Source organism: Brevundimonas goettingensis, assembly GCF_017487405.1.
Taxonomy (GTDB): Bacteria; Pseudomonadota; Alphaproteobacteria; order Caulobacterales; family Caulobacteraceae; genus Brevundimonas; species Brevundimonas goettingensis.
In genome coordinates, this window is record NZ_CP062222.1 from 3,213,172 (window position 1) to 3,238,313 (window position 25,142).

25 protein-coding genes are annotated in these 25,142 nt (G+C 68.4%); 15 read left to right on the forward strand and 10 right to left on the reverse strand.

The window, feature by feature from the left end; all coding sequences use genetic code 11:
* Window positions 1-3 precede the first annotated feature (3 nt).
* Genes IFJ75_RS15770 through IFJ75_RS15780 form a run of 3 tightly spaced genes read left to right on the forward strand, consistent with a single transcriptional unit; the run spans window position 4 to window position 1,850 of the window.
* On the forward strand, window positions 4-834 hold the full coding sequence (locus IFJ75_RS15770) for an AraC family transcriptional regulator (RefSeq protein WP_207869272.1): 831 nt from the start codon (window positions 4-6) through the stop codon (window positions 832-834).
* Window positions 835-864: 30 nt separating this feature from the next.
* A complete protein-coding gene (locus IFJ75_RS15775; RefSeq protein WP_207869274.1) occupies window positions 865-1,347 on the forward strand; it encodes a DUF6265 family protein in 483 nt (160 codons plus the stop codon).
* Window positions 1,335-1,850, forward strand: coding sequence for a GNAT family N-acetyltransferase (locus tag IFJ75_RS15780; protein ID WP_225896862.1), 516 nt, complete (start codon window positions 1,335-1,337; stop codon window positions 1,848-1,850). Before IFJ75_RS15775 ends, IFJ75_RS15780 begins: the two co-directional genes overlap by 13 nt.
* Here IFJ75_RS15780 and IFJ75_RS15785 read toward each other — a convergent pair.
* The 3 genes from IFJ75_RS15785 to ubiG all read right to left on the reverse strand — a co-directional run bounded on the left by IFJ75_RS15785 (window position 1,847) and on the right by ubiG (window position 3,359).
* Complete coding sequence (locus IFJ75_RS15785; RefSeq protein ID WP_207869276.1) at window positions 1,847-2,071, reverse strand: hypothetical protein; 225 nt, start codon at window positions 2,069-2,071, stop codon at window positions 1,847-1,849. The genes IFJ75_RS15780 and IFJ75_RS15785 overlap by 4 nt on opposite strands.
* Window positions 2,072-2,184: 113 nt before the next feature.
* Window positions 2,185-2,523, reverse strand: a complete 339-nt coding sequence (locus IFJ75_RS15790; RefSeq protein WP_207869278.1) for a hypothetical protein — start codon at window positions 2,521-2,523, stop codon at window positions 2,185-2,187.
* Window positions 2,524-2,531: 8 nt separating this feature from the next.
* Entirely contained in the window at window positions 2,532-3,359 is an 828-nt protein-coding gene (gene ubiG, locus IFJ75_RS15795) for a bifunctional 2-polyprenyl-6-hydroxyphenol methylase/3-demethylubiquinol 3-O-methyltransferase UbiG (RefSeq protein ID WP_207869280.1), read from the reverse strand.
* 54 nt (window positions 3,360-3,413) lie between these two features.
* Between ubiG and IFJ75_RS15800 the strand changes: the two genes are divergently transcribed.
* From IFJ75_RS15800 to ispG, 4 genes are all read left to right on the forward strand, one after another.
* On the forward strand, window positions 3,414-4,715 hold the full coding sequence (locus IFJ75_RS15800) for an aspartate kinase (RefSeq protein ID WP_207932643.1): 1,302 nt from the start codon (window positions 3,414-3,416) through the stop codon (window positions 4,713-4,715).
* Between the two features lie 115 nt (window positions 4,716-4,830).
* On the forward strand, window positions 4,831-7,038 hold the full coding sequence (gene ptsP, locus IFJ75_RS15805; RefSeq protein ID WP_404822104.1) for a phosphoenolpyruvate--protein phosphotransferase: 2,208 nt from the start codon (window positions 4,831-4,833) through the stop codon (window positions 7,036-7,038).
* A 247-nt stretch (window positions 7,039-7,285) separates the two neighbouring features.
* Window positions 7,286-8,431 carry a helix-turn-helix domain-containing protein gene (locus IFJ75_RS15810; protein ID WP_207869283.1) on the forward strand — a complete coding sequence of 382 codons (1,146 nt, stop codon included), beginning with the start codon at window positions 7,286-7,288 and terminating at the stop codon, window positions 8,429-8,431.
* 64 nt (window positions 8,432-8,495) lie between these two features.
* Window positions 8,496-9,641 (forward strand): flavodoxin-dependent (E)-4-hydroxy-3-methylbut-2-enyl-diphosphate synthase, encoded by a 1,146-nt coding sequence (gene ispG / locus IFJ75_RS15815; protein WP_207869284.1) that lies wholly within the window; start codon window positions 8,496-8,498, stop codon window positions 9,639-9,641.
* A 2-nt stretch (window positions 9,642-9,643) separates the two neighbouring features.
* On the opposite strand, the gene IFJ75_RS15820 is transcribed toward ispG, so the two are convergent.
* On the reverse strand, window positions 9,644-10,420 hold the full coding sequence (locus tag IFJ75_RS15820) for a sulfite exporter TauE/SafE family protein (RefSeq protein ID WP_207869286.1): 777 nt from the start codon (window positions 10,418-10,420) through the stop codon (window positions 9,644-9,646).
* A gap of 131 nt (window positions 10,421-10,551) precedes the next feature.
* Entirely contained in the window at window positions 10,552-11,169 is a 618-nt protein-coding gene (locus IFJ75_RS15825; protein WP_207869288.1) for a response regulator, read from the reverse strand.
* 195 nt (window positions 11,170-11,364) lie between these two features.
* Between IFJ75_RS15825 and prfA the strand changes: the two genes are divergently transcribed.
* Window positions 11,365-12,432 (forward strand): peptide chain release factor 1, encoded by a 1,068-nt coding sequence (gene prfA, locus IFJ75_RS15830; RefSeq protein ID WP_207869290.1) that lies wholly within the window; start codon window positions 11,365-11,367, stop codon window positions 12,430-12,432.
* 359 nt (window positions 12,433-12,791) lie between these two features.
* Here prfA and IFJ75_RS15835 read toward each other — a convergent pair whose 3' ends face one another.
* Together IFJ75_RS15835 and IFJ75_RS15840 are read right to left on the reverse strand one after the other, a co-directional pair.
* Window positions 12,792-13,676 carry an alpha/beta fold hydrolase gene (locus tag IFJ75_RS15835; protein ID WP_207869292.1) on the reverse strand — a complete coding sequence of 295 codons (885 nt, stop codon included), beginning with the start codon at window positions 13,674-13,676 and terminating at the stop codon, window positions 12,792-12,794.
* A 69-nt stretch (window positions 13,677-13,745) separates the two neighbouring features.
* Window positions 13,746-14,243, reverse strand: coding sequence for a Fur family transcriptional regulator (locus tag IFJ75_RS15840; protein WP_207869293.1), 498 nt, complete (start codon window positions 14,241-14,243; stop codon window positions 13,746-13,748).
* A 106-nt stretch (window positions 14,244-14,349) separates the two neighbouring features.
* Between IFJ75_RS15840 and IFJ75_RS15845 the strand changes: the two genes are divergently transcribed.
* Both IFJ75_RS15845 and IFJ75_RS15850 read left to right on the forward strand, forming a co-directional pair.
* Window positions 14,350-16,401, forward strand: coding sequence for a TonB-dependent receptor (locus IFJ75_RS15845; protein WP_207869295.1), 2,052 nt, complete (start codon window positions 14,350-14,352; stop codon window positions 16,399-16,401).
* Between the two features lie 213 nt (window positions 16,402-16,614).
* Window positions 16,615-17,406, forward strand: coding sequence for a SapC family protein (locus IFJ75_RS15850; RefSeq protein WP_207869297.1), 792 nt, complete (start codon window positions 16,615-16,617; stop codon window positions 17,404-17,406).
* A gap of 114 nt (window positions 17,407-17,520) precedes the next feature.
* Here the strand turns inward: IFJ75_RS15850 and IFJ75_RS15855 are convergent, their stop codons facing one another.
* The 3 genes from IFJ75_RS15855 to phyR all read right to left on the reverse strand — a co-directional run bounded on the left by IFJ75_RS15855 (window position 17,521) and on the right by phyR (window position 20,160).
* Entirely contained in the window at window positions 17,521-17,928 is a 408-nt protein-coding gene (locus tag IFJ75_RS15855) for a hotdog family protein (protein ID WP_207869299.1), read from the reverse strand.
* An 11-nt stretch (window positions 17,929-17,939) separates the two neighbouring features.
* Window positions 17,940-18,956 carry an NADP-dependent oxidoreductase gene (locus IFJ75_RS15860; RefSeq protein WP_207869301.1) on the reverse strand — a complete coding sequence of 339 codons (1,017 nt, stop codon included), beginning with the start codon at window positions 18,954-18,956 and terminating at the stop codon, window positions 17,940-17,942.
* Between the two features lie 409 nt (window positions 18,957-19,365).
* Complete coding sequence (phyR, locus tag IFJ75_RS15865) at window positions 19,366-20,160, reverse strand: anti-anti sigma factor/receiver protein PhyR (RefSeq protein WP_207869303.1); 795 nt, start codon at window positions 20,158-20,160, stop codon at window positions 19,366-19,368.
* 246 nt (window positions 20,161-20,406) lie between these two features.
* Between phyR and nepR the strand changes: the two genes are divergently transcribed.
* The 5 genes from nepR to IFJ75_RS15890 all read left to right on the forward strand — a co-directional run bounded on the left by nepR (window position 20,407) and on the right by IFJ75_RS15890 (window position 25,089).
* Window positions 20,407-20,610, forward strand: a complete 204-nt coding sequence (nepR, locus tag IFJ75_RS15870) for an anti-sigma T factor NepR (RefSeq protein WP_207869305.1) — start codon at window positions 20,407-20,409, stop codon at window positions 20,608-20,610.
* Complete coding sequence (locus IFJ75_RS15875) at window positions 20,607-21,227, forward strand: sigma-70 family RNA polymerase sigma factor (protein WP_207869307.1); 621 nt, start codon at window positions 20,607-20,609, stop codon at window positions 21,225-21,227. Before nepR ends, IFJ75_RS15875 begins: the two co-directional genes overlap by 4 nt.
* Before the next feature lie 7 nt (window positions 21,228-21,234).
* On the forward strand, window positions 21,235-23,034 hold the full coding sequence (gene phyK, locus IFJ75_RS15880; RefSeq protein WP_318781019.1) for a sensor histidine kinase PhyK: 1,800 nt from the start codon (window positions 21,235-21,237) through the stop codon (window positions 23,032-23,034).
* A 50-nt stretch (window positions 23,035-23,084) separates the two neighbouring features.
* Window positions 23,085-23,225 (forward strand): entericidin A/B family lipoprotein, encoded by a 141-nt coding sequence (locus IFJ75_RS15885; RefSeq protein ID WP_207869309.1) that lies wholly within the window; start codon window positions 23,085-23,087, stop codon window positions 23,223-23,225.
* A gap of 202 nt (window positions 23,226-23,427) precedes the next feature.
* Window positions 23,428-25,089 (forward strand): MFS transporter, encoded by a 1,662-nt coding sequence (locus IFJ75_RS15890; RefSeq protein ID WP_207869311.1) that lies wholly within the window; start codon window positions 23,428-23,430, stop codon window positions 25,087-25,089.
* Window positions 25,090-25,142: the final 53 nt, after the last annotated feature.

The following is a 25,142-nucleotide window of genomic DNA, read 5'->3' on the forward strand; positions in this document are numbered from 1 at the left end:
ATCATGGACGCGGGGGCGGGCGAAGAGCGATACGCAGAGCACGAGCCGCCCGCGTCGCTGCGTCCCTTCGTGCGTACGATCTGGACCTATGCCTCCCCCTCGCCTTCGGGCTCCGTGCAGCGGATCGCGCCGGACGGCTGTCCCGAGCTGATCCTCGACATCGGCAGCCCCTATGAAGAGGAAGGGCCCGACGGCGTCTTCCGCCTGCAGCCGCCCGCCCTGTTCGCCGGCCAGATGACCCGGCCCCTGGCCTTGCGCCCCGTCGGACCGATCGAACTGGTCGCCGTCCGGTTCGAGCCCGACGGCGCCCGCGACTGGCTGGGGATGTCGGGCCATCTGGCGGTGGATCAGAGGCTGGACATGACCGGACGGCTGGCCGGGCTCACGGCGCCCGCCGGCGATCCGGAGGGGCAGGTGGCGGTCATGGTCGCCCTGCTGGAGGCCGAGCGTCTGAACGTCGGCTGGGCCCTCGACCCCGAGGTCCGGGCCGAGATCGATGCGGCCCAGGCCGAACAGCCGCCCGTCGCCCGCCCCGCCGCCGAACAGCGCGCCCTGCAGCGCCGCTTCCGCGGCCGGGTCGGGATCTCGCCGCGCGAGTTCCGTTCGATCCTGAGGTTCCGCCGCGTCTTTGATCACATCAACGATCCGGAGGCCGACGCCGTGTCCTGGCTGGAGGCCGGTCTCGCCGCCGGCTATTTCGACCAGCCGCAGATGGCCCGCGACTTCCAGCGCTACCTCGGCTGCACGGCGACCGCCTGGGCGCGGGATCAGGCGGAGCTGGCGCGCTCGATCGCGTCGCAAACCTACAAGCCCTCGCCCCACTCGCCGCTCTAGGGTCGCGCCGAACCTTCGCTGGAGACCGACATGATCCTCTCGACCTTCGCCGCCGCCCTCGTCCTCCAATCCACCCCCGTCACCGCCGACCAGCTGTCGTGGATGAGCGGCTACTGGCTATCCTGCGACGGCGGGCGGGAGGTGTCGGAGACCTGGAGCGATGCGCGCGGCGGTCTGATGCTGGGCACGGCCCTGACCCTCGAGGGCGGCAAGCTGACCGGGTTCGAAACCAGCCGGATTTCGCCCCAAACGCCCGCCGGCGGAAACGTCTCCTATTTCGCTGGCGTCAACGGCGCCCCGCCGGTCGCCTTCGCGGCGAGGGAAGCAAGCGGAACCCGGGTGGTGTTCGAGAACGCCGGGCACGATTTCCCGCAGCGGGTCATCTACGAAAGGGTGGGCGATGTTCTCAACGCCCGCATCGAGGGCCATATGGACGACCGCGACCAGTCCCCGATCCAGTCCATGAGCTGGTCCTACCGCAAGGCCGACCTCAACACCCGATGCCCGACCTGACCACATTTGCATGGCGGCCGATGACCGAGAGCGATCTCGACGCCGTCGCCGCCATCGCCTTCGTCAGCTTCCCCGACCATTTCGAGGGTCGGCCGATGTTCGCCAACCGGCTGGCGCTCGCGGCCCAGGGCTGTTTCGTGCTGGCGGACGGGGATGGCGAGCCGATGGGCTATGCCGTCAGCTATCCGTGGCGGATCGACAGCGCGCCGCCGGTGAACAGTCTGATCGACGCCATCCCGGCGGACGCCGAGGTCATCTATCTGCACGACCTCGCCCTGCGGCCGGACGCGCGGGGCGGCGGGGCGACGCGGGCCATCGTGGAGCAACTGGCGGACCAGGCCCGGTCGAGGGGCTGGCCCGCCATCGCGCTCGTCGCGGTCAATGACGCGGTCGGGTTCTGGACGAAGCAGGGCTTTGAAGTGCGCGAGAACGCCGCCGTCCGGACCAAACTTGCCAGCTACGGCTCCGACGCCCGCTACATGATCCGCAGGCTCCAGGACTAGCTGCGGGTCCAGCCCTTGCCGGCCATACAGTCGCGGAAGGCGTCGGAATGCTGGCCGTGACGGGTCTCGGCGCGGCACTGGTCGCGGGCGGCGTCGAAGGGCTGGGCGTTCTCGCCGTGCCAGGCGAGGTCGCCGTCGTCGGTGGCGTCGATGACGGTGACGCAGGCCGAGGTCGACAGGGCGACGGCGGCTGCGGCGGCGAGGATCAGAAGGCGTTTCATGGAGTGGCTCCGGGGTTTCGATACCCCAGTCATTCCACCGCCCGCTCGCAGAATCCCGTTACATCACAGCAAGGTAGATGAAATCGCGGTAAGCTTGCCCGCGATATCCGCCGTCAGGGCCGTGCGTGGTTTGGCAGCTTCTCGCATGTCGGCTGCGGGCCCGCCGGGACCGGCACGCCGATGGCGACAAATCGGCCTGTCCATCCGCCCGTGTCTCCCGCAGGCTTCGGCCAGGCGGCCGCCTTGACGGTAGGCACGATGGCGGTGTCCAGGGTGGCGTTGCCCGAGGGAATGACGACAACCACTTCGGCGACATGGATGGGATCGGCTTCCCAGCGCACACAGACGCCGACGGCGCCGGCCAGCGACGGCGGCGCGGCCTCCGGCGCAGTCGGGCGAGCCGGCGCAGTCTGGATATAGGCGGGCGGGGCGGGCGGCAGGTCCAGCGGCATGTCGGGTCTCAGTCTCGGGTCGCGATCATCATATAGTTGATGTCCGTATCGTCACTCTCGGCCCAGCGGTCCGTCAACAGGTCGTAGGCGAGGCCATAGGGACCGGTGACGGCCACGGGCTCCTCGGACAGCATGCGCCGGATCTCGTCGGGCCTGAGGAACTGGCGCCAGTCGTGGGTCCCGGCGGGCACCCAGCGCAGAACATATTCGGCCGCGATCTTGCCGAGCAACAGCCCCTTCAGGCTGCGGTTCAGGGTGGCGACGATCATCATCCCGCCGGGCGCCACCAGCCGCGAACAGGCGCGGACGAAGGCCTCCGGATCGGCGACATGCTCGATCACCTCCATGGTCAGGACGACGTCGAACGGCCCCGCGCCCCCCGCGTTCATGGCCGCTTCCATCTGCTCGACCGTCGCGGCGCGATAGCGGATGGGCAGGCCCTGCGGCTCCGCATGGGCGCGGGCGGTGCCGATGTTCTCGGACGAGGCGTCGATGGCGGTGACGTCGAACCCCATCCGGCTCATCGGCTCGGACAGCAGACCGCCGCCGCAGCCGATGTCGATCAGGCTCAGTCCCTTGAACGGCGCCCGCTCGCGCGCATTGCGACCGAAGCGCTCGGCGACCCGGTCGCGCACGAAGGCCAGGCGGCTGGGGTTGAATTTGTGCAGCGGCGCGAAGGGACCGCGCGCGTCCCACCACAGCGCCGCCTGGGCCGAGAACCGCGCGACGTCGGCCGGATCGATCGATGCGCCGGAGGCCACCTGATCGTCGGCGCCAGAAAAAGCCGCGCCGCTTTGGGGTTTCACGAGGGTTCCGGTGTCGTTAGAAGCGGCCATCCCGGTGGCATGAACCGCCGGACGATTTCACGCAAGATGGGGGTGACCGCCAGGATGACGCGGCCCGAGACCACAATACCCGACGCTTCGACGCCCGCCTCGCGGCTGGTGATGAAATTCGGCGGCACCTCCATGGGCGACCTGGAGCGGATCCGCCGCGCCGCGCGCATCGTCGCCGCCGAGGTCAAATCGGGCAAACAGGTCGCCGTGGTCGTCTCGGCCATGGCCGGCAAGACCAATGAGCTGGTCGCCTGGACCGACGGCGCGGGTCCGGCCGCGCAGGGCCTGCCCTTGTCCGACGACGAATACGACGTCGTGGTCGCCTCGGGCGAACAGGTCACCGCCGGCCTGCTGGCCCTGACCCTGCGCAACATGGGTCACAACGCCCGCAGCTGGATGGGCTGGCAGATCCCGATCATCACCGACGACGCCCACGGCCGCGCCCGCATCGAAGACGTGCCGGGCGAGGTGCTGGGCGCCGCCATGGACCTGGGCGAGATCGCCGTGATCCCGGGCTTCCAGGGCGTGACGGCCGGCGGCCGGATCACCACCCTGGGCCGCGGCGGCTCGGACACCTCGGCGGTGGCGGTGGCGGCGGCGCTGGAATGCCCGTGCGACATCTACACCGACGTGGACGGCGTCTATACGACCGACCCGCGCATCGAGAAGAAGGCCACCAAGCTGAACCGCGTCTCATACGAAGAGATGCTGGAAATGGCGTCGCTCGGCGCCAAGGTGCTGCAAACCCGGTCGGTCGAACTGGCCATGGCCAAACAGGTCCCCGTGCGGGTCCTGTCGAGCTTCGTCGAACCCGACGAAAACGGAAACCTGCCGGTGGGAGCCGGCACCCTGATCTGTGACGAGGAAGACATCGTGGAAAAGCGCATCGTTTCGGGCGTGACCGTCAGCCGCGACGAGGCGCGCATCACCCTGCTGGGCCTCGCGGACCGCACCGACGCCCCGGCGGACGTCTTCACCCGCCTGGCCGAGGCCAACGTCAATGTGGACATGATCGTCCAGTCCCAGGCCCGCACCGCCGGCGGGGTCAATCTGACCTTCACCACGGGCCGTCGCGACGCCGTCCGGGCCGAGGAGCTGATGACCGCCGCCAAGGACGAGATCAAATTTGAAGAGATCCGCGTCGACGCCGACGTGGCCAAGGTCTCGGTCATCGGGGTTGGGATGCGCAGCCATGCGGGCGTCGCCCAGACCATGTTCCGGGCCCTCGCCGACAAGGGCGTGAAGTTCCAGGCCATCTCCACCTCCGAGATCAAGATCAGTGTCCTGATCGAGGACGCCTATGCGGAACTCGCGGTTCGTGCACTTCATTCGGCATACGGACTGGATGCGCTATAGATAGCGTCACAGTAGCTCCCTATCTGGGAAGTCTGGGACGGGAGGCTGAATGCCAATAGGCGGCGGATTGACGACGAGGGGGCCACGCAACCTCCTGCGCCAGATCCGTGAGGCCATGGCCGGTGCGGCTCCGGCCCAGGAGCGGCTCGATCGCGTCGTGCGCACCATCGCCCAGTCGATGGTCGCCGAGGTCTGTTCGATCTATCTGCGCCGCGCCTCGGGCGAGCTGGAGCTGTTCGCCACCGAAGGTCTGAACCGCGAGGCCGTGCACAACACCCGTCTGAGGCCCGGCGAGGGTCTGGTCGGCGAGGTGGCGCGCATGGCCCAGCCGATCAGCCTGTCGGACGCCCCGTCGCATCCCAGCTTCGCCTATCGTCCGGAAACGGGCGAAGACCCCTATCACGCCTTCCTCGGCGCGCCCCTGCTGCGCGGCGGTCGGGCCATCGGGGTTCTGGTCGTCCAGAACCGCGCCGAGCGCCGCTACGACCCCGACGAGGTCGAGGACATCCAGACCATCGCCATGGTCCTGGCCGAGACGGTGGCCTCGGGCGAACTGCTGGGTCAGGAAGAGCTGCGCGACGTCGAGGTCGCCCCGCACCGCCCCGAACGGCTGAAGGGCCAGAAATTCGCCGACGGCCTGGCCTTCGGTCACGTCATCCTGCACGAGGCGCCGCTGGCGCCCGAGAAGCTGCTGTCATCCGACCCCGTGCTTGAGGAGATGAAGCTCAATCTCGGCCTCGCCGACCTGAAGTCCGGTATCGACAGAATGCTAGAGGGGGGTCAGGGCAAGCTGGCCGGCCAGTCGTTCGAGGTTCTGGAAACCTACCGGATGTTCGCCGACGACCGGGGCTGGAACCGGTCGCTGGTCGAGGCCGTGCGTTCGGGCCTGACGGCCGAGGCCGCCGTCGACCGCGTCCGCAACGAGCACCGCGCCCGCTTCGCCAAGGCCCGCGACCCCTATATCAAGGAACGGCTGCACGATTTCGAGGACCTGGCCAACCGGCTGTTGCGGGTCCTGGCCGGCGACAATCCGGGTCAGCGCGAACTGCCCGACGACGCCATTCTGGTGGCCCGCAACCTGGGGCCCGCCGACCTGCTGGAATATCCGCGCGAGACCCTGAAGGGCCTCTTGCTGGAAGAGGGCTCGGCGGCCAGCCACGCGGCCATCGTCGCCCGGGCGCTGGGCATCCCCTGCGTCGGCCGTCTGATGGGGCTGCGCGACCGGCTGAGCGAGGGCGACCTCGTCATCGTCGACGGCGAGACCGGCGAGGCCCATCTGCGGCCCCGGCCCGACATGCTGGATTCGGTCCAGTCGCGCATGGCCGTCCGCGATCAGCGTCAGGCCGAGTTCGCCAAGCTTCGAGACGTTCCGGCCGTCACAGCCGATGGAACCCGCATCTCGCTCCTGACCAACGCCGGTCTGGCCGTCGATCTGGAAAACCTAGACGAGACGGGCGCCGAGGGCATCGGCCTGTTCCGCACCGAATTCCAGTTCATGGTCTCCGAGGAGCTGCCGCGTCTGGACAGCCAGACGGCCCTCTACAAGCTGGTGCTGGACGCCGCCGGCGATCGGCCCGTGACCTTCCGCACCCTCGACATCGGCGGCGACAAGGTCCTGCCCTACATGGAGACGACCGAGCGGGAGGAGAATCCGGCTCTGGGCCGTCGCGCCATCCGCCTGGGGCTGGACCGGCCGTCCCTGCTGCGGCTGCAGCTGCGCGCGCTTCTGGCCGCCGGAGCCGGGCGCGAGCTGCGTGTCATGTTCCCGATGATCGCCACCGTCGACGAGTTCCGCGCCGCGCGCGAACTGGTCGATGTGGAATGCGACTGGGCGCGGCGTCGCGGTCGCCCCCTGCCCGCCCTGCTGCGCGTCGGGGCGATGATCGAATGCCCCTCGGTGCTCTGGCACCTCGACGCGCTCCTGCCCCTGACGGACTTCGTCTCGGTCGGGTCCAACGACCTGTTCCAGTACATGTACGCCGCCGACCGGACCAATCCGCTGGTCTCGGACCGGTACGACCCCCTGTCGCCCCCGGCGCTCAGGGCCCTGCAGTCGATCCAGAAGGCCTGCGCCGACACCGGCACGCCGGTGTCCGTGTGCGGAGAATTGGCCGGCCGCCCTCTGGAAGCCTTCGCCTTGTTGACGCTGGGCTTTACCCGACTGTCGGCGCCGGCGGGGGGCGTGGGGCCGGTCAAGCGGATGATTCTGTCCGCCGATCTGACCGCCGCCAAACGGGGTATGGCCAGCCTTCTGGGCAGCTCCGCCGGATCGATCCGTAACGAGATCGAAAGTCTGGCGCGAAAGTTGAACGTCGTGGTCTGACGCGTCCCGTCCTGGTGCACCCTCCTCCAATTCGCTTCTGAGGAGAGCGCGCCACACCTCCCGGGCGAGCCGCCGTCATGCTTAACAGAGCGTTGAATGACCGGCTGAAATGCGATATCCAGACACCGACGAAAAACGATCTCCGGGGGGAGCTCAGAGCGACGAAGCCAATGTGGTATCGTTCGCGTCTTGGTCGAGTACGGCGCATGATCGGCATCCCGCAGTTCCGGGGTACGACGCGCCGAGTATGGGGTCAGCCTTCATGGCGCTGGATACGGGGAATGTCCCCGATGAGTTTCGGTCACATCCGGACTGGAAGGACCCTGTGCCCTCCATCGTCGACGCCGCGACTCTGGGCGCCGGGCTGCGCGCCACCCGCGAGGCCTCGGGCCGTTCGCTGGCCGAGCTGTCGGTCGTCACCCGCGTCCACACCCGCTATCTGATCGCTCTGGAAGAGGGCGACTTCTCGGCCCTGCCGTCGCGCGTCTTCGCCATCGGCTATGTCCGCGCCTATGCCGAGGCCCTGGGCCTGGACGAGCAGCTGGCCGTCGAACGCTTCAAGCGCGAAAGCCCGGACGGTTCGGTGCCGCTGCAGGCGCCGGTCGGCGTCGCCTTCCAGGACGTGCGTCGCTATTCGCCGCGCGTCATCGCCGCCGTGGCCGCGATCGCCGTCGCCGTGGTCGGCTGGAACGTCTTCCAGCGCGTCAACATGCTGCGCGCGCCGCAGCCGTCGGACATCGCCTCCGTGCCCGAGAGCTGGACCCTGGGCGACGTGCCCGGCCAGCACCCCGTCAGCATCGGCGCGCCCCACCCGGCCCCGCCGGACCAGACCACGCCCGCCCTCTATGTCACGCCCGGCCTCGAGGCCCAGCTGACCGGCATCGACCCGACCGACCTCGAAGCCGTCGCGGCCGCCGCCGCCGCCCGGGCGACGCCGGTGCAGGCCGCCTTCAATCCGCGCGGCGCCATCTATGGCGCGGCCGCCACCGCCTCCCAGGTCGTGCTGCAGGCCAAGAAGGCCGCCGCCCTTGTTGTCCGCATGAGCGACGGCCGCGTCCTGTTCGCCCGCCAGCTGGCCGCCGGCGAAAGCTGGCGCGCCCCGACGGGCGTCGCCGCCACGGTCGACGTCTCCGACCCGACCGCCTTCGACGTCTATCTGAACGGCGAGCATGGGGGCGGTCTGTCCACCGTCCTGACCCCGCTGGCCCAGCTGAACCAGCGCGCCGAACAGCTGGCCCGTCAGACCGCCTCCGAGGTCGCCGCCCAGGCCGCCGCCGCCCAGCGCACCGCCGATCAGGCCGCCGCCCGGACCGCCGCCCAGGCGGGGCAGGTGATCCAGGCCAACGCCGTCCAGGCCCAGCAGGGCTTCAACGCGGCGGTCGCGCCTCAATAAGGCGCATTCAAAGTGGCGGGCCGTCATGGCCATGCCACGATGAAGCGCCTATCTTGCGTCTGACATGAGCGACCATTCGCATATCCGTCCCTGGCGCCACATCGAGCGCCGCAAGAGCCGCCAGATCATGGTGGGGTCCGTCGCCGTGGGCGGCGATGCGCCCATCAGCGTCCAGTCGATGACCAACACCCTGACCTCGGACGCCAATGCGACCATCGGTCAGATCCGCGAACTGGAAGAAGCCGGCGCCGACATCGTCCGCGTCTCCTGTCCCGACGAGGATTCGACCGCGGCGTTAAGAACCATCGCCAGGGCCGCCAAGGTGCCTTTGGTCGCGGACATCCACTTCCACTACAAGCGCGGCATCGAGGCGGCCGAGGCCGGCGCCGCCTGCCTGCGCATCAACCCGGGCAATATCGGCAACGCCCAGCGGGTCCGGGACGTCATCCAGGCCGCCCGCGACAACGGCTGTTCCATGCGTATCGGCGTCAACGCCGGCTCGCTGGAGAAGGAGCTGCTCGAGAAATACGGGGAGCCCTGCCCCGACGCCATGGTCGAGAGCGCGCTCAACCACGCCCGCATCCTGCAGGACAACGATTTCCACGAGTTCAAGATCTCGGTGAAGGCGTCGGACCCCTTCCTGACCGTCGCCGCCTATCAGCAGCTGGCCGAGGCCATCGACTGTCCGCTGCACCTCGGCGTGACCGAGGCGGGGCCGTTGCGGACCGGCACGATCAAGTCGTCGATCGGCATGGGCAATATGCTCTGGGCCGGGATCGGCGACACAATCCGGGTCTCGCTGGCCGCCGATCCGGTCGAGGAGATCAAGGTCGGCTTCGACATCCTCAAGTCGCTGGGCCTGCGCCACCGGGGCGTCAACATCATCGCCTGCCCGTCCTGCGCCCGTCAGGGCTTCAACGTCATCGAGACGGTGGGCGTGCTAGAAGAGAAGCTGGCCCACATCTCGACCGCCATGTCGCTGTCGATCATCGGCTGCGTGGTCAACGGTCCGGGCGAGGCCCTCTACACCGACGTCGGCTTCACCGGCGGCGGCAAGGGCTCGGGCATGGTCTATCTGAACGGCAAGATCGCCCACAAACTCGACAATGCGAGGATGGTCGATGAGATCGTCCAGATGGTCGAGGCCAAGGCCGCCGAACTGGATGCCGCCCGGGCGGCGGAGGCCACCGCCCGCGTCGCGGCGGAATAGACCTAGATCACCTTGAACAGCCGCAGGGCCTGATAGCCCGCGGACAGAAGCACGACCGCGCCGACGCCGTATGTCAGGACCTGACGGGGGGCGATGCGAGCGATGACCCCGGCCAGGGGGGCGGCGATCAGGCCGCCGACGATCAGGCCGGCGACGGCGGTGGCGTGGCTGGCGATGCCCTCGGCCTGTTCCCAGTGACCGGTCAGCAAGGCGGCAAGGAAGGTCGCCGAAATGGCGGCGGTGACGAAGAATTCGGCGGTGTTGGTGGTGCCGATCGAGATGCGCGGGTCCTGCCCCGAGCCGACCATGGTCGTGGTCACGGTAGGCCCCCAGCCGCCCCCGCCGATGGCGTCGAAGAAGCCGCCGACCAGACCCAGGGGGGCGGAGAACTTCACCGGAAACACGCGCTCACGCGTTTTCCTGGTGGCCCTCCAGATGATGACCAGACCCATGATCGACAGATAGGCGGTGATCCACGGCTTGAGGACATCGCCATTCACCGTGGTCAGGACGAAGGCGCCGAGAATGCCGCCGACCACACCCCCGGCCGCGAGCGGGACGAACAGCTTCCAGTTCACATTCTTGTTCGCGGCATGCGACCCGGCCGAGGCCGCCGTGGTGAAGACCTCGGCGGCATGGACGCTGGCCGAGGCCGTTGCGGGCGGCACGCCGAAGGCCAGCAGCACGGTCGAGGAAATCACGCCATAGGCCATGCCCAGGGCCCCGTCGACGCATTGCGCCAGGAAGCCGACCGCGAGGAAGAGCAGGAAGTCTTGCATGGATCGGGCGGGCTCCGGCGGAAGCGGGACGAGGATGTGCCGTTGTTCTCGGATGGGCGTCGAAGTCGGTAAAGCGACAAATCCTAGCTGCGGAGGCGAGTATTTCTCCCGCCTCCCGGAATGGCCCAGCGCTAGTGGGTCGTCACCCGGGTGATCGCCTCCAGCACCTGGGCGCCGGTATAGGGTTTGAGCACCAGGGCCTCAGCCAGATCGGCGTGCCGGGCCGCGGCGCCGATGTCGCCGGTCAGGAAGAGGGACGGCAGGCCCCAACGGTCCTTGAGCGCGCGGGCCAGGTCGATGCCCGTGGTTTCGCCGGTCAGGTTAATATCCAGCAGGGCCAGGTCGACGAGGTGGAGCGCCGCCGCGGCCTCGGCCGCCTCGGCGTTCTGGAACGGGCCGACGACGCTGTGGCCCGCCTCGACCAGAGCCAGGGTCAGGTCGGCCGCCGTCTCGGGATCATCCTCCACCAGCAACAGGGTCAGGGGCTCGGGCGCCGTCGTCTCGGCGGCCTTTGGGCGGGGCGTCTGACGGATCAGGACGGCGCGGAGGTCGGCCCAGACCTCGGCGTCCGTCCGCTGGAGATCGAGGTCGTAGATGCCGGCCATGGCGCGCAGCTCGGCCGAGGCCGCCTCCGACAGGCCGCCGTCGCCGACCTGTTCAAGCAGGCGGTCGTAGAGGGCGCAGAGACGTTCAACGGCCTCGTGAGCCTCGTCATTGGCGGTTTCGGACACGGGCGGACGATCGAACATTGGAGGTCTCCGGACTGAACAGCTCGACCGGACCTAAGGCGTGGGGCCGGGATTGGTAACCGGCCCTGACGGGATCGTGACGCCGGATCACAACTGCGCCAGCGCGCGGTTCGGCCGCACTGAACCGCGATTCCTCGACATGACGACGCCTCCCGGAGTAAGACCGCGCCTCCTTCAGAACAGGCGACCTCTCCCTTGCGACTGCCCCAGGCCCGGCTCGATCAGGTGCTCGATCGCTTCCATCAGGTGGAGGCGCGCATGGGTGCGGCCACCGACGGTCAGGAGATCGTGCGCCTGTCCAGGGAACACGCCGAGATGAAGCCGGTCGCCGACGCCGTTCAGGCGCTCGCAAAGGTCCGGTCCGAGATCGAGGACCTCGCGGCGATGGCCGAGGATCCGGAAATGGCCGCCATGGCCGCCGACGAGCTGGAGGCGCTGAACGCCCGCCTGCCGGAGATGGAGCGCGACGTCGCCCTGCTGCTGGCCCCGCGCGACGCCGACGAGAACGCCTCGGCCGTGCTCGAAGTCCGCGCTGGCACCGGTGGGGACGAGGCCGCCATCTTCGCCGGCGACCTGTTCCGCATGTATTCGCGCTATGCCTCGAGCCGCGGCTGGCGGGTAGAGCTGGACTCGGCGACCGAGGGCGACGCCGGGGGCTACAAGGAAATCATCGCCACCGTCACCGGCGACGGCGTCTTCGGCCGGCTGAAGTTCGAGAGCGGCGTCCACCGCGTCCAGCGCGTTCCGGCGACGGAGACCCAAGGCCGCATCCACACCTCGGCCGCCACGGTCGCCGTCCTGCCCGAGGTCGAGGACGTCGAGATCGAGATCCACGACAAGGACATCCGCATCGACACCTTCCGCGCTTCCGGCTCGGGCGGCCAGCACGTCAACAAGACCGACTCGGCCGTGCGCATCACCCACTTCCCGACCGGGATCGTGGTGACGTCGTCGGAGAAGTCTCAGCACGTCAACCGCGACAAGGCTATGAAGAACCTGCGCGTTCGCCTGTACGACATGCAGCGTCAGGCCAAGGACAACGCCCGGTCGGACGCCCGCAAATCCCAGGTCGGCTCGGGCGACCGGTCCGAACGCATCCGCACCTACAACTATCCGCAAGGACGGGTCAGCGACCACCGCATCAACCTGACCCTGCACAGCCTGCCGCAGATCATGGAAGGGGACATCGACCCCCTGCTCAACGCCCTGATCGCCGAGGACCAGGCCGCGCGTCTGGCGGATCTGGAAGCGGAGTTTAACTAGGGAGCCCTTCTCCCCCTGCGGGAGAGGGACATGAGTCATCGCCCTCGCGCGCCACTGCGCCAAGGAGATAGGGAAGCGGCGGAGCACGGGCGATCTCGCCCGGATACCGTTGACGATCAGCGTCGCCGCTGGCCGCTCTAAAGGGAGTTTCGGCGTGGTCGCCCGTGCTCCGCTCGATCGGTTCGCATCCCCGGACACCGCTCATCCCGACGAAAGTCGGGATCCAGAGTCACATCGGCTGTTCGAGGGTTCGCGCCGTCCGCATCCTTGCGGCCGACACGGCGTCTGAATCTGGATTCCGGCATTCGCCGGGATGAGCGGTGAAAATGTCCCCCCTCCCCCGATAGGGGAGGATCCTGTCACACCGCCGCGTCGAACAGGGCGTCGCGGACGATGTCGGATTTCAGCATCGGGAAGAAGTGCGTGCTGTCGGGCACGGTCTCGACCGTGAGCTGATGGCGGGGATCGGACGGCATGTGGCAGGTTGATTGAGTCTCGGCCTTGAGGATGCGCACGGGGCGATCGAGACGGCGGACGGCGCGCCAGGGATCATGCGACTGGGCGGCATAGTTCGACGCTTCCCACTCCGGCGAACAGGCCAGGGTAAAGCCCTGATCGGTCTCGATCAGGCCGTCGGAGATATAGTCGGCCAGCATCATCTCGGGCCAGCCCTTGAAGGCCCCGCGCCCGCGGTAGGCGGCGACGGCCAGTTCGCGGCTGTCGAACAGCCGACGGCGGCGCAGGGCCCCCTTGGCCAACGGAATGCGGCGCGGCAGGCCGCGCAGGATCGGCAGTTTGAAGGCCGCCACCCAGGGGCGGGTCCAGATCACCGGATCGAACAGGACGAGGCCCGAGACCTGATCGCGCCGTTCGGCGGCGGCCAGCAGGCTGGAGGTCCCGCCCATGGAATGGCCGGACATCACCACCGGCGGCCCGTCGACGGCGTCGATCAGGGCGGTCAGGTCATCACGATGGTCGGCCCAGCTGAAGCGGCCGGCCGTGGGGGTCGGCAGGGTGGTGCGGCCGTGGCCGCGCAGATCGGGCGCCCAGATCCTGAGCGAGGCCGACAGGGGGGCCAGCAGGGTGCGATAGGTGGCGGCGTTGAAGCCGTTGGCGTGGACGAAGACCAGATCGACCGGCCGTTTCGGATCGCCGAAATCCATCACCGACATCTCGCCCGCGCCCCAGCGGTTGTTCACCGGCACGGACAGGCGGCGGGGCGGGGTCAGAAGGGCGGCGTCCATGGCCTCAAGGTAGGGAGCCGGGACGACATTGGCCAGTAAGGCCGAACCCTCTCTTTGGCCTCAGGGACCTTATGCCGCGACCCTGCAGGCGGGGCAGCGGCCGTGGCCTTCGATCGTGGTGCGTTCGATGGCGTAGCCGGCGGTGTCGGCGGCGAGGGAGAAGGTCTGGCCGCTGGGAGCGAGGACTTCCTCGGTGGCGCCGCAGCAGTCGCAGATCAGGAAGGCCGCCGCGTGCGGAAGCGCCTCGGCGTCGTTTCCGGCGGTGCAGGCGACATAGGCGCTGATGGAGGCGATGCGGTGCGCCATCCCCTTGCGCTCCAGAAACTCGAGCGCGCGATAGACGGTCGGGGGCTTGGCGGCCTGGCCGTCCTCGCCATAGCGGGCGATCAGATCATAGGCCTTCACCGGTTCCCCGGCGGCCAGAAGCAGCTCCAGCACCCGGCGACGCGGCGCGGTCATCCGCTCGCCCTCGGCGACACAACGGCCCTCGGCGGCGTCCAGGGCACGCACGACGGCCTCGGCGCCGGGGCGGTCGTGATGGTGTTCGTGGTCGCAGGAGCTGGCCATGGGACACAGCTAAGGGCTGAAAGGCCGCGCCGCAACCGGAACGGACTTGACGGTATGTGATGTTATCTCATAACACTTCGCCGTCTCCCCGACGCCGAGGTCCCTTATGCGTAAAAACTCCGCCCGTTCCACCCGCGCCCTGCTGCTCGCCTTCACCGGCTGGGCCGCCCTGGCCGGGGCCGCCTCCGCCCAGACGGCAAAGCCTGCCGATCAGGCCGACACGGTCGACGACGTGGTCGTCACCGCCTCGCCGTATGGCGTCAGTCAGCGCGCCTCGACCATCGCCACCGAGGTTCTGGACGAACAGGCCCTGGCCACCGCCCCGGCCCAGTCGCTGGGCGACATGCTGGCCGGCCAGCCGGGCCTGCGCTCGACCGGCTTCGCCCCCGGCGCCAGCCGTCCGGTGATCCGCGGCCTGTCCGGCCCGCGCGTCCAGGTCCTGACCAACGGCATCGGCATGATCGACGCCTCCTCGGTCTCGCCCGACCACGCCGTCGCCACCGACCCGGCCGAAGCCAATCGCATCGAGGTGGTGCGCGGCCCGTCGACCCTGATGTACGGCGGCTCGGCCATCGGCGGGGTGGTCAACATCCTCGACAGCCGTATCCCGACCGAGGTTCCGGAAGGCGGCCTGTCGGGCGTGATCTCGACCCAGGCCTCGACCGTCGATGACGGCAAGTCGATCTTCACCCGCCTGACGGCCGGGACCGGCCATTTCGCCTTCAACATCGACGGGGTGCGCCGCACCACCGACGACTATGAAATCCCCTCGCCCGCCCGTTCAGCCCGTCTGGCGGCCGAGGACGGCGAGCCGCGCGGCCCGGGCGGAACCCAGCCCAACTCCTATACCGACCTGAAGGCCTGGGGCCTCGGCGGCGCCTATATCGCCGACAAGGGCTATTTCGGCGTCTCCTACAAGGACACCGACAGCGAATACGGCACCGTCGCCGAGCCGACCGTCTTCATCCAGCTGCACCAGACGCGCGAGGACGTGCGCGGGGAGTACAATTTCGACGCCGGCCCGTTCAAGACGGTCCGCGCCAACTACGGCCACGCCGAATACACCCACACCGAGTTCGAAGGCCCCGACGAGCCGGGCACCATCTTCAACTCCGACGGTCAGGAAGGCCGGCTGGATCTGGTCCAGCGCGCCCGTCCGCTGGGCGGCGGAACCTGGAACGGTGCGATCGGCGTCCAGGGTCTGTCGCGCACCTTCGAGGCCATCGGCGAGGAAGCCTTCGTCCCGACCACGGACATCGACGAGGCGGGGATCTACACCGTCCAGCGCCTGGACCTCGGCCAGTTCGGCTTCGAGGGGGGCTTGCGTTACGACCGCCATACGGTCTCGGCCGTTCCGCTGGGCGACACGGTCGAGCTGGAGCGCGAGTTCGACAATGTCTCGGCCTCGATCGCCGGCTTCCTGCGTCCGGCCCCCGGCCTGTTCCTGGGTCTGAGCCTGGCCCACAACGAGCGGGCGCCGTCCGAGGTCGAACTGTTCGCCGACGGCCTGCACATCGCCACCGCCGCCTATGAGACCGGCGACCTGACCCTCGACACCGAGAAGGTCAATACGCTGGAAGGTACGGTCCACTATGACGCCGGCCGCGCCTCGGGCGACCTGCACGTCTATGGCTCGAAATACGACGGCTTCATCGATGAGCGGCCGACGGGCGCGACCTTCACCTCCGACGAGGGCGAAGAATTCCCGGTCTATCAATTCGTCCAGACCGACGCGACCTTCTACGGCTTCGAGGCCGAGGGCTCGTACGACCTGTGGGCCTCGGGCACGCGCAAACTGGCGCTGGAAGGCTCGGCCGACTACGTCCACGCCGAGACGGATCTGGGCCCGGCAGCCCGCATCCCGCCGTGGTCGGTGACCGGCCGTCTGGCCTGGACCTCGACCCCGTTCGACGCCTCGGTCGAGGTGCGCCACGTCGCCGAACAGGACCGGGTCGCCGATCTGGAGCTGCCGACGGATGAGTACATCCTGCTCAACCTGGCCGCCGCCTGGCGTCCGCTGACCGACCGCAACGTCACCGTCTTCGCCGAGGCGAAGAACCTGACGGACGAGGAAGCCCGCGAGCACGTCTCCTTCCTGAAGGACATCGCCCCGATGCCGGGCCGCAATTTCCGCATCGGCGTGGCTTACAGGTTTTAGGCGCTAACACTCGCCGCGCGGCGGCTCGCTGCTTGAGCGCGATTTTATCGCGCGACGAGACGGAGGGGCTCCCGAAGCTGATCTGGCCCCCCTCCGGATCGTGGCGCTTCGGGAGCCTCTCCACCTTCCCCATCTGCAATACTCACGTTTGCCGCCGACGCCGGGTTCCGCTAGAAGGCGCGACTTTCCGTTATTTCAGAGACCCTGCCGGCCATGACCGACACCCTGCAAACCGAAGGCCAGCTGGCCGGGACCGTCCTGTTCTACAACAAGCCCGAGCCGCTCTCGGCCGAAATGCACGGCACCCTGGGCGCCAACCCGGTCGACAAGCCCTATGCCTTCGTGGCCCAGACCCACGTCGTGCCGCTGACCGTGACCGAGTTCGCTCCGGCGGCCCTGTCCTATCCGGTCGTCTTCCTGGGCGACACCAAACAGCCGGTCGCCGTCATGGGCCTGCGCCAGGGCGAAAACCTGTATGTCGACGCCGCCGGCGACTTCAAGGCCGAGGCCTATATCCCGGCCTACGCCCGCCGCTATCCGTTCGTCTTCGCCAATGACGAAGTCCAGAACCGCATGATCCTGTGCATCGACCGCGACGCCTCCTTCATCGCCGAAGGCGGGCAGGTGCCCCTGTTCGAGAACGGCCAGCCGAGCCAGTACGTCACCCAGGCGATGGAGTTCTGCAACAATTTCGAACAGGAGCGTCAGCGCACCGACAGCTTCATCGCCCTGCTCAACGAGCTGGACCTGTTCCACACCCGCGAGGCCGTCTTCACGCCGCGCGACGAGAACGGCAATCCGGGCGAGCCCCAGAAGCTGGCCGACTATTTCGCCGTCTCGGAAGACAAGCTGAAGGCCCTGCCGGCCGAGAAGCTGGCCGAGCTGCGCGACAACGGCGCCCTGGGCCAGATCTACGCCCATCTGGTGTCGCTGCTGGGCTGGGACCGCCTGATCGCCCTGGCCTTCCAGCGCGCCGCCCAGATGCCGGTCGCCGCCAACGCTTAAGTCGCGCAGCGACTTAAGCTTCTTTCTTGGGGGCTATCGCGCGGTCGCGCTACTTCAGCCCCCCGATTGACTGATTGGCCCCGTCGGTTCGCCGGCGGGGCTTTTTCGTGGGCGTCAGCGGCGCACAAAAAGCGCCCGGGTCAGGCAGCCGAAGACCAGCCGGCCGCCCTCGTCGAGAAGGTCGTGCTGGGCGATGACGATGCCCTTTTCGTCGCCGACAGGGTCCTTGCCCATGACCGTCATCCGGCCGCGCAGCAGCTCCCCCGGCGGCGGATTGCGCATGAAGCGAAGGCCGTCGACGGCCAGAACCTTGGTCTGGGCCCAGCCCGAGGCCTTTTCCGCCGCCAGTCGAGACCACAGGGCATAGACCATGGCGTCGGGCGCGCCATAGGCGGTGTCCCAGCCCGGCGCGAACCGTTCGACGAAAGCCTCCACGCCCGCCTCGTCGACGGCGATGGCCCCGAGCTGGAGCACCTGGCCGTTTTCGAGATCCTCGAAATGGAGGTGAAGGCTTTCGCTCATGGTGAATATCCCTAGGCCGGCTCTTCCGAAACGCGCACCAGAAGCTTGCCGTCGTGGTCTCCGGTGAACAAGCGGTTCAGGGAGGTCAAGGCGCCTTCGAGGCCGTTGTCGACGTGGACCTTCCATTTCACCTTGCCCTCGGCCAGCCAGGGGCCGAGCTCGGCGACCATTTCCCTGGCGCGGGGCGAATAGTCCATGACCAGGAAGCCCTGCATCGTCATCCGGTGGGTGATCAGGCGGCTGAGGTCCGGCGACGGCGGGCGTTTGGTGGCGTTATAGGCCGAGACCATGCCGCAGACGGCCATGCGGGCGTGCAGGTTCAGCCGGTTCCACACCGCCACCATGATGTCGCCGCCGACGTTCTCGAAATTCAGATCGACGCCGTTCGGGGCCAGACGGTCGAGCGCCTCACCGACATCCTCGTTCTTGTAGTCGATGGCGGCGTCGAAGCCGAGCTCCTCGACCAGCCAGCGGCATTTGTCGGGCCCGCCGGCGATGCCGATGACATGGGCGCCGCGCTGTTTGGCGACCTGGCCGGCGATGGAGCCGACCGCGCCGGCTGCGGCGGAGATGACCATGACCTGACCCGGCTCGGGCTTCAGCACATCAGTAACGCCGAAGTATGCGGTCATCCCGGTCATGCCCATGACAGACATATTGGCGGTCAGCGGCAGGCCGGGCGCCCGGTGCACCCGCGAGGCGCCGCTGTCGGGCACGACGCCGTAGTCGGCCCAGCCGCCCATGGCCGTGGTGACCAGATCGCCGACCTTGTATTTCTGCGACTTCGATTCCTCGACGACGCCCAGCGTCAGGCCGCGCATGACCTCGCCCAGACCCACGGGCGGCAGATAGCCGACGGCGTCGTTCATCCAGGTGCGGTTGGTCGGGTCCAGCGAGAGGTAGACGGTGCGGACGAGGATATCGCCGTCCTTGAGCTCGGGCGTCGCGCTCTCGACCAGTTCGAGGTCGCCGTCCTTGATCAGACCCTGCGGTCGCTGGCGCAGGACCCACTGACGATTCATCGGCATCGAACGCTCTCCCGGGATGGTTTCTTTTCAGAACCCATCTTGGCGCGTCGCCTCCGCCTGTCGAGAGGCCTCGGCGTCGCCCGCAAAGAAAAAGGGCGGACCGTGAGGTCCGCCGCCATTCCGCAAAGAAAATCGGGCGGATCAGAGATCCGCCCGAGGGAAGTGGCATCATCGAGAATGAGGCGTGGAGGCGACAGACCGGCTAGGCCGGTCTCAAGTCGGGGGGGCGTCGCCGCCTCCACAGCTTGATAACGGCGACTCTTGAAAGCCGTTCCATCGGATGCGCGATTTTTTCGCCACATCAGGGAAACGACTGATTGTCCCGTCGCGAATCGCGGGAGGCGCCCAAGGAAAAAGGCCGTCGGGCAGTGCCTGTCCGACGGCCTTTTCACGATCGGTCTGATGACGCCTAGGCGGCTTCCTTGCGGCGCGAGGGGTGGAAGAACAGGGCCTGGCTGATCGCCGCCTTCACCGTTTCCGGCTGGAAGGGCTTGGTGATCAGGAAGGTCGGTTCCGGGCGTTCGCCGGTCAGCAGGCGCTCGGGGAAGGCGGTGATGAAGATCACCGGCACGTCGAAGCGCTTGAGGATGTCCTTGACCGCGTCGATACCCGACGAGCCGTCGGCCAGCTGGATGTCGGCCAGGACCAGACCCGGACGGTGGCGGGCGACGGCGTCGACGGCCTCGTCATGGGTGGTCGCGGTGGCGGTGACATTGTGGCCCAGCTCGCGAACTAGGCTTTCGATGTCCGCCGAGATGATGGCCTCGTCCTCGATGATCAGGACGTCGGTGGCCAGTTCGGCGTCGATCTCGGCCTGGGCCTCGCCGATCAACCGTTCGACGTCATTGACGTCGGCCGACAGGATCTGGGCGGCTTCGGACGGGGTGAAGCCTTCGAGGGCGGTCAGAAGGAAGGCCTGACGCGAGCGCGGGGCGATGCGCATCAGACGGCGCGAGGCGTCGTCGCGCCCCTCGATGCCGCTCTGATCTTCCAGCTGGGCGCCGGTCGAGGACCAGATGGCGTGGAACACCTGATAGAGTGCGACCCGCGGGGTCATTTCGGTCGACAACTGGCGTTCGCCGGCGGCCAGGGCCTCGAGGGCGACGCGAACATAGTTGTCGCCGGTCGCCTGGTCGCCAGTCAGGGCGCGCGCGTAGCGACGGACGTAGGGCAGATGAGGCGCAAGTCTGGCCAGAAGGCTCATTTCAGAAAATTCCCCGACATAACAAGGTGACACGCCAAAGACCCCAAGGCGGACCCGGGCGCGTGACCAGCTCCAAACGTATCATCACCGCCACGGTTCCATGGGCTGACGACAACCTTGGCCATATTTTTGCATCTATAACCGGAACCGTGTCCGTTGGCCGACGTTGTCCGGTTCCATAATGACGTCGATCGCCAAGATCGGCGCGTCCTTGAATGCGTGCAACGGGTGGCGGCCTAATTGTCCATGATCGATACTCCTGACTCCTCCCGGCGCAAGGCCGCTCCCACAGGCGAGGCCGGGCTGGAAGAGGCCCGTCTGCGCCAGCAGGCCATCGGCGTGAAGCTGCGTCACATGTTCGACGAGGTGGTCAACGAGCCCATCCCCGACGAATTCCTAGCCATCCTGCGCCGGGCCGACGACAATGCGGGCGAGAAGGGCGGCGAATGAGCGGCTCCTCCTCCCGGCCGCCGGCGCCGCCCAAACCGCCCTCGGCCGATGACGCCGGGTTCAAGCGCGAACTGGTCACCCTGATTCCGCATCTGCGCGCCTTCGCCCGGACTCTGACCGGCGATCCGACTGCGGCCGACGACCTGGCCCAGGACGCCATGATGAAGGCGTGGGACGCCCGGGCCAGCTATCAGATGGGCACCAATATGAAGGCCTGGACCTTCATGATCCTGCGCAACCAGTTCTATTCCGAGAAGCGCCGCTCCTGGCGTCAGTCGCAGCTGGATCAGGAAGCCGCCGAGCGGACTCTGGTCGCCGTCGACGATCCCGAGGCGCCCGTCGCCCTGGACGAGCTGCGCATGGCCCTGAACACCCTGCCCGAGGAACAGCGCGAAGCCCTGATCCTCGTCGGGGCCGGCGGCTTCGCCTATGAAGAGGCGGCCGAAATCTGCCAGTGCGCGGTCGGGACGGTGAAGAGTCGCGTGAGCCGCGCCCGCCGGGCCCTGCAGGCCACGCTGGAGCGCGGCGGCTATGCCCGCGACGGCAAGGCGGCCGGAGACGCCATGCGGTCCATCCTGGCCGATGCAGACCGTCTGAGCGGCGCCAGGCAGGTCTGAGCCCGTGGTGCGTATCGGCCGCTCCCTGGGCCGCGATCTGAAACGGCGTTTCACGCCCAGGCCCCAGAAGGCCTCGCAGCGGTTCCAGAGCATCCGCTTCCGGCTGGGCGTGGCCATGGCCATCGCCCTCCTGCCGATCCTGGTGCTGGGCGCGATCCAGACCCAGGCGGACTTCCGCGAACAGGCCGCGGATCGCCGCTCGGATCTGCAGCTGGCCGCCGCTCGCGCCGCAGCGACCACCAAGGCCCGGCTGGACAGCACCACCATCCTGCTCGAGGCCCTCGGCCCCGAGGCGACCGGCCCCAGCTGCGGTCCCCGGCTGGGGGCCCTGATCGAGCGGCTCGACGACTATGAGGCCCTCTATCGGATGTCCGGGACCGGGGACATCGTCTGTTCCTCGCGTCCGCCGCTGGCCACCAGCACCCCCGAGGTGGTCCGCGCCCGGCCCTGGTTCCAGCGGATCGCCGCCGGCGACCCCCTGGTGGTGATGCGTTCCTCGTTGACGGTATCGCCCCGCGCCAGCCTGCTGATCGCGTCGCGGGTGGAGCGTCCGCTCGGCCGGTTCGACGGCGGCATGGTCGCCCTGATCCCGCTGGACCGGCTGCAGCCCGACGTGACCGATCCGGCCCTGCCCAAGGGCGCCCAGGCGGCCCTGACCGACGCGCAAGGGCGCATCCTGACCGCCACAGACGTCCGGGCTTTCCGCCTCAGGGGAGACCAGACCCTGGAAGGCTGGGTCGAGCGCGCCCGCAGCGACGCCACCGCCCTGTTCGAGGCCGATGACGACCTGGGCCAGCACCGGGTCTATGCCGGGGCCGCCCTGGCGGGACGCGATGTCTATGTGCTGCTGTCGGCCCCGGCGCCGGGCCTCCTGTCCTGGGCGCAGCTGAATCCGATCGGGTCGATCCTTCTGCCCTTCGCCGCCTGGCTGGCCGCCTTCGCCGCGGTCATGCTGGTCACCGAGCGGGTGGTCATCCGCTGGCTCGACTATCTGGAACGGATCGCCGCCATCTATGCGCGCGGCCGGTTCTCTGTGCGCCCGGTCCAGGCCGCCAACGCCCCGTCGGAAATCCGCCTTCTGGCCCAGACCCTGGACGAGCTGGCCGAAAACATCACCACCCGCGACGGCATGCTGACAGAGAGCCTGACGGAAAAGGACGCGCTGATGCGCGAGATCCATCACCGGGTGAAGAACAATCTGCAGATCATCTCGTCGCTGCTGTCGATGCAGCAGCGGGCCCTGACTGACGCCCCGGCCAAGGCGGCGCTGGGCGACACCCGCCAGCGGATCTCGGCCCTGGCCCTGATCTACCGCACCCTCTACCAGTCCGAGAATATCCGCTATGCCGACGCGCGCGAGTTCCTGACCGAACTGGTCGGCCAGCTGGTCGCCGCCGAGGCCATGCGCGGCCCCGTGGTGTCCTCGTCGGTGGAGGCTGACAGTCTGGTGGTCGATCCGGACAAGCTGGCGCCCCTGGCCCTGTGGCTGGTCGAGGCGGTTTCGAACGCCCAGAAGCACGCCTTCGCCGGGCGCGGCGGCAACCTTCAGGTTCGCTTCAAGGTCGATGGCGACAAGAGCGTGCTGGAGGTCCAGGACGACGGCCCTGGTCCGGATCAGGCCGCGGTCACCGCCGGGGTCGGACGCACCCTGATGGGCGCCTTCGCCAAACAACTGAGGGGCGAGGCCGAAATTCTGCGCGGTCCCGACGGCGGCACCATCGCCCGGATGGTCTTCGCCACGCCCGAGGCCGTCGTGCCCAGCGATCCCGCCGATCTGGTCGGAACCGCCAAGCCTCCGTCGCGTTGATCCGACAGACCCGGTGCGATCATCGCGCCGCCCCTCCCGGAGTGTTTCCAATGCGCAAGATGTTCGTTCTGTTCGCCGCCGCCGCCGCCCTGACCACCGCCGCCTGCAACACGGTTTCGGGCGTGGGCAAGGACACCGCCGCCGCCGGCAACGCCGTGACCGGCGCCGCCGAGGACGCCAAGGGCAACTGATAGCGGAACCGCGTTCTTCGGAGCGCGTTTCCAGGGGCGTCCGTGGCTGGAGAGAGCCGCCGACGCCGTAAAGAGCCCCGCCGGTCGCCCCACCGGCGGGGTTTTTGCTGCGCCGCGCCCAACCGCCGCGCTTCCCCCTCGTGACCCCGCCCGCTAGGGTCGCCCGAAGACGGCCCGCCAGAGGCTGACCGGGGAGATCAAGATGACCGCAGCCACCACCACCAAGAGCGCAGAGCCCGCCCTGACGACCGTGGTAGCCGCCTCGGCCGCCGGCACCGCCTTCGAGTGGTACGACTTCTTCGTCTTCGGCTCCCTGACCACCATCATCGCCCGCCATTTCTTCGCCGATGCCGGCGAGGCGGTGTCCTACATCCTGGCCCTGCTGACCTTCGGCCTGGGCTTTGTCGTGCGGCCCGCCGGGGCCCTGGCCTTCGGCTGGTTCGGCGACAAGACCGGGCGCAAGACCACCTTCCTGGTGACCATCACCATGATGGGTCTGGCCACCGTGGCCATCGGCCTGCTGCCCGACTACGGCATGATCGGCCTGGCCGCGCCGATCCTTCTGCTGATCATGCGGATGCTGCAGGGCTTCGCCCTGGGCGGCGAATACGGCGGCGCGGCCATCTATGTCGCCGAGCATGCGCCGCGGAAGACGCGCGGCCTGCTGACTTCCTACATCAACACCACCGCCGCGCTCGGCCTGATCCTGGCCCTGGTCGTCATCCTGACCACCCGGACCATTCTCGGGGTCGAGGCCTTCGACGAATGGGGCTGGCGCATCCCCTTCTGCCTGTCGGCCCTGCTGCTGGTCGTGTCGCTGTGGATCCGGGTGAAGCTGCACGAGAGCCCGGCCTTCGTGAAGATGGCGGCCGAGAGCCAGGGCCGTCACGCCCCGTTCCGCGAAAGCTTCCTGAGCTGGAAGAACGCCCGCTGGGTGCTGGTCGCCCTCGTCGGCATCATGTTCGCGCAAGGGGCCGTCTGGTACGCCAGCTATTTCTACACACGTTTCTTCATGGAGCGGGTGCTCAAGGTCGAGGCCTCGACCGTGGACGGCATGATCCTGGCCCTGACCGTCGCCTCGGCCCTGCTCTATGTCCTGTTCGGTTGGCTGTCGGACAAGATCGGGCGCAAGCCCGTGATGGTCGGCGGTATGATCCTGTTCCTGATCGCGGTCTTTCCCGGCTTTCACGCCCTGACCCGCGCCGCCAATCCGGCCCTGGCGGAGGCCCAGGCCAGCTCGCCCGTCACCGTGGTCGCCGACCCCGCCGCCTGCGCGGTCCAGTTCGATCCCGTCGGCAAGACCGCCTTCACCTCCTCCTGCGACCTGGCCAAGTCGGTCCTCTCCAACGCCGGGGTCAACTACGCCAATATCGCCGCCCCGGCTGGGTCGGTGGCGGTGGTGCGGATCGGCGGGCAGGAAGTGGCTTCGGTGGAGGCCGGCAAGCTCGCGGGCGCGGACCTCAAGGCGGCGCGCACCGACGTCGAGACCCGGCTCAAAGCGGCCCTGGTCGAAGCCGGCTACCCGGCCAGGGCCGACCCGGCCCGCTTCAACTGGTGGGGCGTCTTCGGGGTGCTGATGATCTTCATGGTCGCCGCCACCGCCGTCTATGGCCCGCAGGCGGCGGCTCTGGTCGAGCTGTTCCCGACGCGGGTCCGCTACACGGCCATGAGCGTGCCCTACAATATCGGCACCGGCTGGATCGGGGGCCTCTTGCCGGCCGCCAGCTTCGCCCTCGTGGCCTGGTCGGGGAACATCTATTTCGGCCTCTGGTACGCGCTGGGATTCACCGCCGTGGCCGCCGTCGCGGCCCTGATCTTCCTGCCGGAGACGAAGGGCAGGGATCTCGACACCATTGGCGACTGAGACCCTGAAGCGAACCATGATTTTTTTGCGCCCTGACGCGACGTCACGGCGTT